Annotated in this window: 11 protein-coding genes and 1 CRISPR repeat array; of the genes, 6 read left to right on the top strand and 5 right to left on the bottom strand. The window is 71.5% G+C overall.

Going from position 1 to position 13,562, the window contains the following annotated elements; translation table 11 throughout:
- Positions 1-99: 99 nt before the first annotated feature.
- Positions 100-297 carry a hypothetical protein gene (locus tag J0670_RS03430; protein WP_207809449.1) on the bottom strand — a complete coding sequence of 66 codons (198 nt, stop codon included), beginning with the start codon at positions 295-297 and terminating at the stop codon, positions 100-102.
- Between the two features lie 268 nt (positions 298-565).
- On the opposite strand from J0670_RS03430, the gene J0670_RS03425 reads away from it, so the two are divergent.
- Positions 566-1,444: a LuxR C-terminal-related transcriptional regulator gene (locus J0670_RS03425; protein WP_243436470.1), complete on the top strand. Its 879-nt coding sequence runs from the start codon at positions 566-568 to the stop codon at positions 1,442-1,444.
- A 259-nt stretch (positions 1,445-1,703) separates the two neighbouring features.
- A CRISPR array of direct repeats spans positions 1,704-3,260; the repeat unit is 29 nt; unit sequence ATCGGCCCCGCGCTCGCGGGGATTGCTCC.
- 226 nt (positions 3,261-3,486) lie between these two features.
- On the opposite strand, the gene J0670_RS39815 is transcribed toward J0670_RS03425, so the two are convergent.
- A complete protein-coding gene (locus J0670_RS39815; protein WP_279382935.1) occupies positions 3,487-3,621 on the bottom strand; it encodes a hypothetical protein in 135 nt (44 codons plus the stop codon).
- 132 nt (positions 3,622-3,753) lie between these two features.
- On the bottom strand, positions 3,754-5,370 hold the full coding sequence (locus J0670_RS03420; protein ID WP_207809447.1) for a fibronectin type III domain-containing protein: 1,617 nt from the start codon (positions 5,368-5,370) through the stop codon (positions 3,754-3,756).
- A gap of 237 nt (positions 5,371-5,607) precedes the next feature.
- Between J0670_RS03420 and J0670_RS03415 the strand changes: the two genes are divergently transcribed.
- From J0670_RS03415 to J0670_RS03405, 3 genes are all read left to right on the top strand, one after another.
- Positions 5,608-6,666, top strand: coding sequence for a methyltransferase (locus tag J0670_RS03415; RefSeq protein WP_207809445.1), 1,059 nt, complete (start codon positions 5,608-5,610; stop codon positions 6,664-6,666).
- Between the two features lie 165 nt (positions 6,667-6,831).
- The gene (locus tag J0670_RS03410; protein WP_307806364.1) at positions 6,832-7,845 is read left to right on the top strand and encodes an RNA polymerase subunit sigma-70; all 1,014 of its coding nucleotides are present in this window, start codon (positions 6,832-6,834) and stop codon (positions 7,843-7,845) included.
- Positions 7,846-7,970: 125 nt separating this feature from the next.
- On the top strand, positions 7,971-9,527 hold the full coding sequence (locus tag J0670_RS03405) for an MFS transporter (RefSeq protein ID WP_307806363.1): 1,557 nt from the start codon (positions 7,971-7,973) through the stop codon (positions 9,525-9,527).
- 96 nt (positions 9,528-9,623) lie between these two features.
- Here J0670_RS03405 and J0670_RS03400 read toward each other — a convergent pair whose 3' ends face one another.
- The gene (locus J0670_RS03400; RefSeq protein WP_207809440.1) at positions 9,624-10,313 is read right to left on the bottom strand and encodes an alpha/beta fold hydrolase; all 690 of its coding nucleotides are present in this window, start codon (positions 10,311-10,313) and stop codon (positions 9,624-9,626) included.
- Between the two features lie 177 nt (positions 10,314-10,490).
- On the opposite strand from J0670_RS03400, the gene J0670_RS03395 reads away from it, so the two are divergent.
- Both J0670_RS03395 and J0670_RS03390 read left to right on the top strand, forming a co-directional pair.
- Positions 10,491-12,065: a GMC family oxidoreductase gene (locus J0670_RS03395; RefSeq protein ID WP_207809438.1), complete on the top strand. Its 1,575-nt coding sequence runs from the start codon at positions 10,491-10,493 to the stop codon at positions 12,063-12,065.
- 63 nt (positions 12,066-12,128) lie between these two features.
- Complete coding sequence (locus J0670_RS03390; RefSeq protein ID WP_207809436.1) at positions 12,129-12,608, top strand: SgcJ/EcaC family oxidoreductase; 480 nt, start codon at positions 12,129-12,131, stop codon at positions 12,606-12,608.
- Between the two features lie 75 nt (positions 12,609-12,683).
- Here J0670_RS03390 and J0670_RS03385 read toward each other — a convergent pair whose 3' ends face one another.
- Positions 12,684-13,487 (bottom strand): TIGR03084 family metal-binding protein, encoded by an 804-nt coding sequence (locus tag J0670_RS03385; RefSeq protein WP_207809433.1) that lies wholly within the window; start codon positions 13,485-13,487, stop codon positions 12,684-12,686.
- Positions 13,488-13,562 lie beyond the last annotated feature (75 nt).

Raw genomic sequence — 13,562 nt, 5'->3', positions numbered from 1 at the left:
ACCGGGGCAGACCCTGCCCCCAGAGGTCGACGCCTCGTCAACGGACCCGACGACGGGCGGAGTCCGGATCGCCGCCCGCTGCTCGCGAGCGCGGTGTCACTACATGAAGGAGCGACCGTCGCACGTGTCGGCACCCGGGGGGATGCGGCAGTCACCCCAGGACGTGTTGAAGATGTGGTAGACGGGGCCGTGCTTCTGGGAGGACCCGGACTCGGCGGCGACGGCGGGCGCCGTCGCGGTACACAGGGCGGCCAGGGCCAGGACGGCGCCGGCGGCCGTACGGAGGAGAGGCTTCACAACGGGTCCTTCACGTCACGGGTGGAACGGAACGGACGGCGGCGCTACGCGAGGTGGTGGTGTTGCCGCCGATGTCTGGATTGTTTCCCGCGCACCTCGTCCCGACCAGGCGCGATGCCCGTCATTAAAGTGACAGGACATTTGGAGACAGGGGGAGGATGTGCTCGAACCGGACATGACGAACAATTTCGATGCGACACGGATGGAGAAAACGGGTCCATCCGGACAAAGCATCCAAAGCAGTGGATGCACTCCGATCCGTCTCAGCTTGGGAGTTTCCGAGCAGAACGGCGCGGCGGCCCGACAGGCCCACGACCACGTCTGCACTCACGGACGCCTGGATCCCGCCGCCCTGATCGAGGCCCACATCGCCGCCGAGACCGCGGCCCACCAACAGCGCCTCGCCGCCCTGCGCGCCGACGTCCAGCGCTTCACCCGGCTCACCCAGGCCCGGGCCGGCGCCCCCGACGGCGCCCCGGACGCGGTGACGGTCCTGCCCGACAAGGCGGCGGTCCACGCGCTGCTGGAGGCGGAGGCCGCCCGCTGCCGGCACGAGGTCATCGCCTGCCAGCCCGGCGACGTCTCCCGCAACCCGGCCAACCTCGAACCCGCCCTGGCCCGCGACCGCGCCCTCCTCGAACGCGGCATCCGCATGCGCACCCTGCAACAGCACTCGGTCCGCTTCCACGGCCCCACCCAGGTCTACATCGCCGCCGCCACCGCCCTGGGCGGCGAGTACCGGACCGCCCACGAACTCTTCGGCCGGCTCATCGTCTTCGACGACACCGTGGCGTTCCTGCCCACCGACAGCACCAGTTGGGGCGCCGTCGTCGTCCGGGAACCCCACCTCATCGCCTACCTGCGCGGGATCTTCGAGCAGACCTGGACCCACGCCACCGCCTTCAGCGACCCCACCGCCCCCGGCGCCGAAGGCCTGGAACAGGCCGCCCGCGACATCGACGCCACCCTGCTGAGACTGCTCGCCTCCGGCCTCAAGGACGAGACGATCGCCCGCCGCCTGGGCATGTCCCTGCGCACCGTCCGCCGCCACGTCGCCAACATCCTCGAACGCCTCGGCGCCGAGAGCCGCTTCCAGGCCGCCGTGATCGCCACCCGCACCGGCCTGCTGGACACCCCCACCACCTGACCGGTGACGGCCGCCCGCTGCCCTGACGGGGCAGCAGGCGGCCGTCACCGGTCAGCGTGCCCCAACCAGCCTCCCGGCCTTGAGCGGGCACCACTGCCACCGCCTGCGAGTACGCTTCGGAAACGAAGGCCACGACACCCACAACACGCCTGGGATCAAAAAGACATGCCCGATGGACACCACCCGCTCCACAAGCCGGTGACCGATCGAACTGAATCAACCAGCCCCCTCTGACACCCAACACCCCAGGTCAGGAAGTATCGGCCCCGCGCTCGCGGGGATTGCTCCTGCTCGCCGTCCTTCATCGCGGTGCGGAGTTCATCGGCCCCGCGCTCGCGGGGATTGCTCCGCGCGCCGATAGGACGTGATCTCCCACAGCAGATCGGCCCCGCGCTCGCGGGGATTGCTCGGCTCCACCCGCGTCCCGGGCAGATCAGCGCCGATCGGCCCCGCGCTCGCGGGGATTGCTCCTCGGCAAAGGACATGGTCTTGACCGCCGAGCAATCGGCCCCGCGCTCGCGGGGATTGCTCTCATGCGCGCACCTCGGCGAGTGCGAGTCGTGCATCGGCCCCGCGCTCGCGGGGATTGCTCCCGCAGCGAGCACGAGAAGTGGATGGACTGGACGGATCGGCCCCGCGCTCGCGGGGATTGCTCGGCGTTTCCGGCCTGGACAACGGCGTGTTCGTGATCGGCCCCGCGCTCGCGGGGATTGCTCGTCGATGCACAGGCGCCCGAAGTCGACCGGGTGATCGGCCCCGCGCTCGCGGGGATTGCTCCGACCTCGGCAGCCTCGCGCTCACTCAGAACCCATCGGCCCCGCGCTCGCGGGGATTGCTCCGACCAGGCCGACCTGATCCTCCAGTACGCCCGATCGGCCCCGCGCTCGCGGGGATTGCTCCACCCCCTCCCGTCTCGCCGCCGCCCTTTGCCGATCGGCCCCGCGCTCGCGGGGATTGCTCCGTGGAAGCGTTCCTGACCGGTCCGAACGGCTAATCGGCCCCGCGCTCGCGGGGATTGCTCCTAGCGCTGCCGTCTGGATAGCGGCCCAAGTGAATCGGCCCCGCGCTCGCGGGGATTGCTCCGGCGACTTGGTGGCGTGGTACCCGGACTACTAATCGGCCCCGCGCTCGCGGGGATTGCTCCGGGGTCTGTGCGGTGTCTGCGGGCGCTGGGTCATCGGCCCCGCGCTCGCGGGGATTGCTCCTCTCGCCCTGTCGGTCGGTGACATCGTGCTGAATCGGCCCCGCGCTCGCGGGGATTGCTCCGGGCGCGCGCCCGCGCCGGCCGTTCTGACCTTATCGGCCCCGCGCTCGCGGGGATTGCTCCTGAATCGGGTCCGGAATGATGGCACGCCTCGTATCGGCCCCGCGCTCGCGGGGATTGCTCCTCGATGTAGTCGAGGCCGCCGGGGGCGAAGGCATCGGCCCCGCGCTCGCGGGGATTGCTCCGCGTCCCAGACGGCCATGGCGCACCACGGGCCATCGGCCCCGCGCTCGCGGGGATTGCTCGCCGATCCACGTGCGCGCGGGCGGTAGTTCGTCATCGGCCCCGCGCTCGCGGGGATTGCTCCCCGAGGGGGCCCACCGCCCCTGCGTCGAAGACATCGGCCCCGCGCTCGCGGGGATTGCTCCAGAGGCGTCAGATCGTGGCCGACCTCTCCGATATCGGCCCCGCGCTCGCGGGGATTGCTCCGCCCGCTGGGTCGCGCTGATCTGCCTGGGGGGTATCGGCCCCGCGCTCGCGGGGATTGCTCCTGCGGCATCCGGTCGACGTAGTCGAAGACCTCATCGACCCCGCGATCGCGGGGATTGCTCTCAGTCTCGCCCCCGGCGTCGGGTCCCGACGCCGGGGGCGAGAAGTGGCGAGTGGACTCAGAAGCTGGAGCTTCCGCTGTCCCAACTTCCGTTGTTCTGGCTGCTGTTGTCCGAGCGGGCACGGACTCTGGGGCAGCATCCAGGGCTTCGCCAACAAAGCCGTCAACAAGGTCGTCCGTGTGGCGAGTTCGGCCTGGAACACGGGTGACCAGCCCCGCTGGCTCCGCCTACCACGCCGCCACCGGCTGGGTCGCGGAGCCGGGGTCGGCCGAGGTGCGGGGGGCGATGCAGGACAGCTCGGCCGTCGCGGCGGCGAAGGTGTCCAGCCCGTCGGTGGACAACGCCGTGCCGTACGCGAACACGCTGGTGGTGCTGGCCGCCGGGAACGTGTCGGGCCCGTACCGCCGTGGCGGTACGGGCCCGCTCCATCGGCTACAGCCGGTCGCGTTCGCGGGCGACGAGGCCTCCGCCCCGGCGTCCCGGTGCCCAGGCCGTCACGTGCGCTTGTAGCCGCCCACGATCTTGGTGAAGTCGGAGGCGCCCTGCTTCGTCTCCGTGCACTGGAACAGTTCCGGCTTCGTCTTGCAGGACGCGAGCGTGGTCTCGTTGTAGTCGCGGTTGGCGCTCCATCCGGTGATGGCGCCGAGGTCCGTGTCGGTGGCGAACTTCAGCAGCCCGCGCATGGCCTCGACGGTCATCTCCACCGTCGGGACGTCCTGCTTGCCGTACATCGGACAGGCTCCGATTCGGGACCACACCTTCTTCGCGTCCCAGCCGAACCCCGCGTTGCTGATCTGCTTGTGCATGCCGTTGAGTCCGACCTTGCAGGCCTCCAGGGCATCCGGCGGGGAGCCCGCGCTGAAGCTCATGAGCATGCCGTTGATCAGCGACGGCTCGATGCCCGCCGCCGCCAGTTCCTTCACGAAGGCCTCGCCTTCGGGACTGAAGCCCTGGACGGTGGGCTGTGCGTCGACCGGCAGCGTGTAGGAGAGCTGGAGGCCGGGGACCTGCCCGAGCAGGGCGATGGCCGCGTCGAGGTGCCGGCCCAGGGCCGCGTCGTCCTTGAGGAAACCGGCTTCGAAGTCGAAGTCGAGGTTCTTCACCTCGTAGTTCGCGATGATCTTCCTGTAGATGTCGACGATGCTGTCGACGTCCGTCACCCGCGCCTCGATCGGCAGGTTGGCCTGACCGCCGAACGAGATGACCACCTTCCCCTCGTACTTCTCACGGAAGCTCTTGATCTGGTCCTTTCCGAAACCGGAGGTCCGGGGGTCCTCCGTCACGCCACCCCAACGGGGGACGGGGTCGCCGGTCGGGGTGACCACGACGAAGCCGAGGACGAAGCCGTCGCACCAGGTCGCCGCGCCGTTCTTCGACGCCTCGGCGTAGGTGCTCAGGTCCGGCTTCGGCGGATCCGCGGTGAAGTCCACGAACGGGGAGCGCGGTACCCTCCACACCCCCTGGTCGGGCAGGGCCCTTCCGGTCGTGCCGGGCACCTCGGCCGACCAGTCGGACCGGACGTCGGAGAGGCTGTAGGCCCGCACCTTGAACGTGTACGGGGTGTCCGGCTTCAGACCCCTGACGGTCGCGGTGTTCGTGTCGGTGTCGACCGGTTCCTTCCGCCCCGACACCGAGACCTCGTAGCCGTAGACGGTCGCCTGCCCGTCGGACGGCTGCCACGTCAGGGTGACGGACTTCGGCCCGACGCGGACGACCTTGAGCCCCTGCGGCACGCTCGGCTTGGCGGGGTCGGGGGGCACGTCGGCGTCGACGCCGTTGACCTTGAACCGGCTCGGAAGCAGCTTCGGGTCCGTCCCCAGCCCCTCCACGCCCGCACCCGACGCGAAACTACAGGTGACCACCTCGGTCCCGCGGTTGGCCTTGATGGTCTTCTTCTCCGGCACCAGGTGGGCGGTGATGACCTGGCCCTTCTGCGAGACACCCGTCAGGCCGTAGACGTCAGCGAACGTCAGACCGGGCGGAATGGTGAACTCGATCGTCGGGTCGACGACGTCCTTGGAGCTGAAGTTGATGAAGCGGATGTCGAACTTCGCGTAGTACTTGGACCCGCCCGGCTGCCATTTCGGCTTCGCGACGACTTTGTCGATCACGATCGCTTCCTCTCTCAGAGTGACGCACAGCTTTGTGCGTGCACCATCGATGCTGCACGAACGACCGCTCTACGGCGCGCCGTACGGGGAAGTTCACCTGGCCGGTCCCGTCACCGAACGTGTTCACCCTGGTCCGACGCGGCCTCGGCTCACACCTCCGGGTGAGACCGCGCATCGGCCGGGCCCGCCGTGGGCAGTCTCCGGGCGGTGGTTCGGACCGGGACGACGGAGGACGGCATGGGCGAGAACGAGGACAGGACCATCGACGAGCGGGCCGGCAACGGCCGGGACGAAGGGCTCCGCAGCTCCGCCGCCTTCCTCATCGACGAGGCCCTCGGCTTCCTCTTCCCCGCCGCGCTGCGCGCCGCCGCCGAGGTGGGGGTGGCCGACCACCTGGCGGACGGCCCCCGCACCCCCGCCGAACTCGCCGCCGCCACCGGCACGGACGCCCGCGCCCTCTACCGGGTGCTGCGCCTGCTCGCCACCCGGGGCGTCGTCGCTGAGGACGAGCAGGGCCGCTTCGCGCTGACCGACGCCGGACAGGCCCTGCGCGAGGGCGTCCCGTACTCGGCGCGCGCGGCCGTCCTGATGCTCACCGACCGGACGATGTGGCGCCCGGCCGGCGAGCTGACGCACTGCCTCACCGAGGGCACCACGGCCTTCGAGGGCATCTTCGGCCTGCCGTTCTTCGACCACTTCGCCCAGGACGAGCGGACCGCCGCCGTCTTCCACGTGGGCATGGCGGCGATGTCCGACGCGGAGAACGCGCTCATCGCGGCCGCCTGCGACCTCCCGCGGACCGGAACGGTGGTGGACGTCGGCGGCGGCCACGGCGGCCTGCTGATCGAAGTGCTGCGCCGCAACCCCGAGTTGGAGGGCGTCCTCTACGACCGGGCGCACGTCCTGGCCGGCCACCGCCTGGGCTCGGACAAGGAGATCGCGGACCGCTGGACGCTGGCGGAGGGCGACTTCTTCACCGCCGTGCCGACCGGCGACGTCCACCTGCTCAAGCGGATCACCCACGACTGGGACGACGACCGCTGCGTGACCCTGCTGGAGCACTGCCGCCGCGCCCTGAACCCCGGCGGCCGGGTCCTGGTCCTGGACGCCGTCGTCCCCCGGGGCAACGACCCCCACCAGTCCAAGGCCCTGGACCTGATGATGATGGGCTCCCTCACCGGCCGGGAACGCACCGAGGCCGACTTCGCGGAGCTGTTCGCCCGGGCCGGGCTGCGCCTGTCCCGGGTGCTCCCGACGCCGACGGTCCTGTCGGTGGTCGAGGCGGTGCCGGCCTGACGGACCGCCCCCGACCACCCCCGTGATTGCCCAACCTCCGCCGCCTGACCTAGGGTTGGCCGGCGGTGATCGACGGTCACCGCGGGTGGTCGGGGGGCATCGGTGGGTACGAGCGGGGCCGGGGCGAGTCGGGCCGGGGCGAGTCGGGCCGAGGAGCGCCTCGCGGTGAGCGCGGCGGTGCGCGGCGGTGACGAGTCGGCCTTCACGGAGTTCACCGAGCGGTACCGGCGCGAGCTCCAGGTGCACTGCTACCGGATGCTCGGCTCCTTCGACGACGCCGAGGACCTCGTGCAGGAGACCTTCCTACGGGCCTGGCGCAAGCGGGAGACGTTCCAGGGGCACTCCACGTTCCGCGCCTGGCTGTACCGGATCGCCACCAACGCCTGTCTGGACCACCTCGACCGCCACCCTCGGACGCCGGTGGCCGTGCCCACGCCCTGGGAGGCGGCGGCGGGCGCGCCCGCCCGGCTGACCGAGGTCCCCTGGCTCCAGCCCTACCCGGACCACCTGCTGGAGCCGATCGCGCCGAGCGACACCGAGCCGGACGCCGCGGCCGTCGCCGGCGAGACGATCGAGCTGGCCTACCTCGCGGCCATCCAGCACCTGGCGCCCCGGCAGCGCGCCGTCCTCATCCTGCGCGACGTGCTCGGCTGGACGGCCCAGGAGACGGCGGCCCTGCTGGAGAGCAGCTCGGCCTCGGTGAACAGCGCCCTCCAGCGCGCCCGGGCGACGCTCAGGCGGCACCTGCCCGACCGCCGGCTGGACTGGGGGCCGACCGGGGACCCGAGCCGGGAGGAGCGGGCCGTACTGCACCGCTACATGGCGGCCACCAAACGGGGCGACCTCACCGCGCTCGCCGAACTCCTGCGGGAGGACGCCCGGTTCACCATGCCGCCGACGCTCACCGGCTACCTGGGGCGGGACGCGGTCATCGCCGGCTGGCTCCCCGCGCTGGTCGGCCCGGGCGCCTTCACCGACGTGCGGCACCTGGTCACCTCCGCCAACCGCCGACCGGCCGTCGCGACGTACGTACGCCGCCACCCGGACGCCCCGGCGTACCTTCCGGTCGGCCTGCACGTGCTGCGGATCGAGGGCCGGGAGATCGTGGAGATCACCGCGTTCATCGCGGACGTCCTCCCGTCCTTCGGCCTGCCGACGGCGCTCCAGGACACCGCCTGACCCGCTGCCGAGCCGCCCTTGGCATGGCTCAGCGGGGGCACCGATGAGTTTTCCCGCGTCCGACCGTCTCAATGAGGGAGCCGCCGTCACCGGCGGCGCGGACGGACGATGAGAGGACTCGTGACGTGACCACCGCTGACCTGCCCCGGGCCGGGAGGAAGGAGTGGATCACCCTCGCAGTGCTGGCGCTGCCCACTCTGCTGGTGTCGATGGACCTCAGCGTGCTCAACCTGGCTCTCCCCCAGCTGAGCCAGGACCTCGGCGCCGACAGCGTCGAGCAGTTGTGGATCATCGACTCCTACGGCTTCGTGGTGGCCGCCTTCCTGATCACCATGGGCACGCTCGGCGACCGGATCGGCCGGCGGAAGGTCCTGCTGCTCGGCGCGGCGGCCTTCGGCCTCGCCTCGACGGTGGCGGCGTTCTCCGTCAGCACCCCGATGCTGATCACGACCCGCGTGCTGATGGGTGTGGCGGGGGCGACCCTCGCCCCCTCGACGCTCGCGCTGATCGTCACCATGTTCCACCGCGACCCCCGGCAGATGGGCGCCGCCATCGGTGTCTGGGTGAGCGCCTTCATGGGCGGGCTCGCGCTCGGCCCGGTCGTCGGCGGCGTGATGCTCCAGTTCTTCTGGTGGGGCTCCGTCTTCCTGCTCTCGGTGCCGGTCATGCTGATCCTGCTCGTCGCCGGCCCGCTGCTGCTGCCCGAGTTCCGCAACCCCGGCGCCAAGCGTCTCGACCCGCTCAGCGTCGTGCTCTCCCTGGCCGGTCTGCTGCCGGTCGTCTACGGCGTCAAGGAACTGGCGCAGAACGGCTGGAGCATCGCCCCGGCCCTCGCCATCGTCGTCGGCGTCGTCATGGGTGCCGTGTTCGTGGTCCGGCAGCGCACGCTGGAGGATCCGCTGATGGACCTGCGCCTGTTCGGCCACCGCCAGGTCAGCGCCGCGCTGGTGATCAACGTCTTCGGCGCGGTCGTCGGCGGCGGCACCATCTTCGTCGTGAACGTCTGGCTCCAGGCCGTCGAGGGGCTCTCCCCGCTGAAGGCCGGCCTGCTGATGATGCCGTCGGGCGCCGCCATGGTCGTCACCGCGATGTCCGCCCCCGCCATCGCCCGCAGGGTCCGGCCCGCCTACGTCATCGCCGCCGGCCTCACCGTCGCGGCGATCGGCTACCTGGTCCTCACCCTGGTCGGCGGCGACGGCGGCCTTGCCCTGGTCATCACCGGCGTCACCATCACCAGCGCGGGCTCCGGCCCGCAGGCGGCGCTGACCACCAACCTGATCCTCGCCGCGTCCCCGCAGGAGCGCTCCGGCGCCGCCGCCTCGCTGTCCGAGACCTGCGGCCAGCTCGGCATCGCGCTGGGCGCCGGTGTGATGGGTTCCGTCGCCACCGCCGTCTACGGCGCCGGTCTGAGCGATCCGCTGCCGGCCGGCACCCCGGAGAGCGCGCGCGAGAGCGTCATCGGCGCCCTGACGGCGGCGAAGGGCCTGCCGGCGGACTCCGCCGACGCCCTGCTCCGGAACGCGCACCACGCCTTCACCGGCAGCCTCACCGCGGTCTGCGCGATCAGCGCCGTGGTGCTGCTCGGGCTCGCCGCGATCGCGGCGGCCCTGCTGCGGCACGTCGGGGTCACCGCCGACACGCCGGCCGAGGCCGGCGAGCCCTCGGCTCAGCCCGTCGGCTGAGCCGTCCCCCGTCCGCCGGTCGGACCGTCTCCGGCGGGGCGGTCCGACCGGCACCCCGACCGGCACCCCGACCGGTGCCTCGGCCGTCGGCTCCGGTCACAAGGCCGCGCGGTACGCCTCCAGCCGGTCGGCCAGCTCCTTCGGGTGGCCGAGCATCGGGCAGTGGTCGCCCGGCATCTCGTCGGGCTGGAAGCCCAGGCGGTCGGCGACCGTCGCGCGGATGAACTCCGGTGGGAAGAACCGGTCTTCGGAGGCCATCAGGAACCTGGTCGGCACCGTCGGCCAGGCGTCCAGCGGCCACGGCTCGACGAACGGCGTCGCCGTCTGGGTCCGCTGGTGCTCCGCCAGGAACTCGGCGGCCAGTTCGGCCGGAGTGTCGTGCAGCACCAGGGACAGCGGCTCCTCGTCCGTGCCGTCCGGCACTCCCCGGCGGCGGTCGGCCTCCTCCCGGGCCGACCCGTAGCCGGTGTTGCCCCACCACTCCCCCGGCGACTCGCCCGGCGCCGGAACCTGCGCCTGGAGCATCACCAGCAGGTCGACCGGCAGCCGGTCGCACACCAGCGGGCCGGTGAAGCCGCCCATCGAGTGGGCGACGACGACGAGATCGGTGCGGTCGCCGATCGCCTTCACCACCGTGTCCGCGTACTCCGCGAGCCCGGCCGACTCGTCGTCGCACGGCAGGTCCGGTGCGACCACGTCATGGCCCCGGTCGCGCAACTCGGCCGCCAGCGGCCCCCAGTACCACGCGTCCACCGCCGCCGCGTGGACCAAGACGTACGTAGCCATCGAACAGCGCCCCTCACCATCGGATTTCTCACCGCGTCGCAGGCCAAGTCTACGGAATGCGAGGGCTGTTCACGTCGCGGAGTGCGCATTCGAGGAGATGTCGGTGGGGCCTCTGAGACCCGACGATGGTGCCCACGAATGAGCGGGTGGAACGACGAGAGAAGGTAGGTCGAAGCCGTGTACGACTACGTCGTCGTCGGAGCCGGATCGGCGGGCAGCGTGATCGCCGCCCGGCTCTCCGAGGACCCCGATGTCACCGTCTGTCTGATCGAGGCGGGCCCGGCCGACGCCGCCGAGAACATTCACGTCCCCGCCGCGTTCGGAAAACTCCTCCGCACGCGGTACGACTGGGATTACGACACCCACGAGGAACCCTTCCTCGGGCGGCGGCGCATCTATCTCCCCCGCGGCCGGGTGCTCGGCGGAACGAGTTCCACCAACACGATGATCTACGTCCGCGGCAACCGGATCGACTTCGACGAGTGGGGCCAACCGGGCTGGAGCTACGACGAGTTGATGCCGTACTTCCTCCGCTCGGAGGACAACGACCGCGGCGCGTCCGAGTACCACGCGGTGGGCGGACCGCTCGCCGTCTCCGACGGCCGGTCGAACAATCCGATGTCGGAGGCGTTCGTCGAGGCCGCGGTCCAGGCCGGCTACCACCGGAACGAGGACTTCAATGGGGCGGGCCAGGACGGGTTCGGCCCCTTCCAGGTCACCCAGCGCGACGGCCGGCGGTGCAGCGCGGCGACGGCGTACCTGGCCCCCGCGCTCGGTCGCGGGAACCTCGTCGTCGAGACGGACCTCCAGGTCCACCGGGTGCTGGTGGAGAACGGCCGGGCGGTCGGCGTCACCGGCGGCCGGTTCGGCGAGGCGGTCACCGTCCGGGCGTCCCGGGAGGTCATCCTCAGCGCGGGCACCTACAACTCGCCGCAGTTGCTCCAGCTGTCCGGCATCGGGCCCGCCCCGCTGCTGACCGCCCTCGGCATCCCGGTCGTCCTCGACCAGCCGATGGTCGGCCGGAACCTCCAGGACCACACCTTCGTCCCGCTGGTCTACGAGCACTCGCAGCCGATCAGCCTGATCAGTGCGGGCAGCCCGGAACACGTCGAGCGGTTCCTGGACGAAGGACGCGGACCGCTCACCTCGAACGGCCCGGAGGCGGGCGGATTCATCCGCACCCGGGACGGAATTCCCGCGCCCGACGCGGAATTCCTCGCCGCACCGGTGATGTTCGCCGACAGCGGCCTCGGAACGCCGACCGGCCACGCGATCTCCTACGGCCCCACGATGATCGCCCCGCGCAGCCGTGGATCCGTGATGACGGCCCTCGACGACCCGACCGCCAAACCGAAGATCATGCACAACTACTTCGCGGACGAATCCGATCTCGACGACGCCGTCGAGGCCACCCGGGCCGGAATGCGGATCGCCCGCCAGGCGGCGCTGAAGCCCTTCACCGACGGGCCGCAGCAGCAGCCCGCCTCCGATTCCGACGCGGACCTGCGCGACTACATCCGTCACTACGCCCACTCGATCTTCCACGCCGCGGGCACCTGCGCCATGGGGTCCGTCGTGGACGCGGAACTGCGCGTGCTCGGGGTGGACTCGCTCCGCGTCGTGGACGCCTCGGTGATGCCGACGCTGGTCCGGGGCAACCCCAACGCGGCGGTGATCGCCATCGCCGAGAAGGCCGCCGACCTCATCCGCGGCATCGCAGCGCCCGCGACGGCGGCGGACGCCGACCGCTGACCGCTGACCGCCGACCGCCGACCGCTCAGACCACCGCACGAACCTACCGACAGGGAGTGGAGAATGCCGACGACGACCTCACCGTGGGGCGACGCCTCGAAGATCCTCGCCGCCGCGGGCATCGAGGAGGACGCGACCTACTACCGCGAGTTCACCACCGAGGAGCAGAAGGCCGTCCTCACCGTCCCGATGCGCATCCAGGACGCGTGGGAGCACAACGACGCCGACCGCTTCGCCGCGCTGTTCACCGAGAACGGCAGCCTGCTGATGCAGGACACCCAGATGACCAGCCGGGAGGCGATCCGCTCGTTCATGGCCGCGGGCTTCCAGGGCGCCTTCCGCGGGGCGCGGGTCCGCGGGTTCCCGCTGGCCGTCAAGTTCCTCGACGCCGACACGGCGCTGGTGGTCAGCCAGGGCGGCATCCAGCTGGAGGGCGAGACCACGACCGCGCCCGAGCGCCAGGTCCGCATCACCTGGGTGATCGTCAAGCGGGACGGCGAGCTGAAGCTGCTGTCCCACCAGAGCAGCCCGATCAAGGGCTGACCGGCCGGCGCGGGCGTACGAACGCCGCGTCCCCCCTGCTCCTCGGGCAGGGGGGACACGGCGTTTCGACGTGAACTACGGCCGCAGGGAGGCGAACTGGCCGGGCGTGCGGCCCGGGCCGGCCGGGCCCCGGTAGGCCTGCGCGAGGTCCAGCCAGGCGTCCGCGTCGGCGCCGGTGGCCACCAGCGCGAGGTCGTCGCGGTGCCGGCGCCTGGTCACCAGCAGGCAGAAGTCCAGGGCCGGGCCGGTGATCCGCTGCTCGGCATCGGCCGGGCCGAACTCCCAGACCGCGCCGGACGGTCCGGTGATCTCGAACCTGAACTCGGTGTCCGGCGGCGTCAGCTGGCGCGCCTGGTAGCCGAAGTCCCAGGTGATGACGGCGAATTGGACCAGGTACCGGAGGCGGTCGGTGGCCTCGCGGCGCACCCCGAGGGCGTCGGCGATGTCCTGGCCGTGGCCGAACAGCTCCATCATCCCGGCGGAGGCCAGTACGGGCGCCGGCAGCGGGCGGACGAGCCACGGCACCAACTGCCCCTCCGGGACGGCCGCGAGCGCCCGCTCGGCCTTGTCGCGCTCCGCCCTCCAGCGGTCCAGCAACACCTTGGGCGGGTTCGCCAGGTAGGCCTTGAGCGCCTCCTGAACGTTGCCGTTGAAGTCCTGCCCGATGCTCTCCGTGAAGGCCCGGAAGGCTTCGGGGTCGCCCGCCGACATCCCGGCCATCCGGAAGATGCTCGCCAGGTGGGCTACCTGGTGGGCCACGGTCCAGCCCGGGGCGGGGGTCGGGCGCGTCCAGTCCTCGTCCGGCAGATCCGCCACCAGAGCGTCGACGGCCTCGCCGTCGGCCACCAGGGCGGAGATCACGTCCTGTGCGTCGGCCATGCCTCTTCCTTTCCTTCGGAAGGCGAAAGTGGAGCCAATTCAGTATCGGCGCAAGGAGATCGACATTCTTCTCCC

This window comes from Streptomyces sp. FH025, assembly GCF_017427025.1.
Taxonomy (GTDB): domain Bacteria; phylum Actinomycetota; class Actinomycetes; order Streptomycetales; family Streptomycetaceae; genus Kitasatospora.
This window is presented reverse-complemented; position numbering and strand designations above follow the sequence as displayed.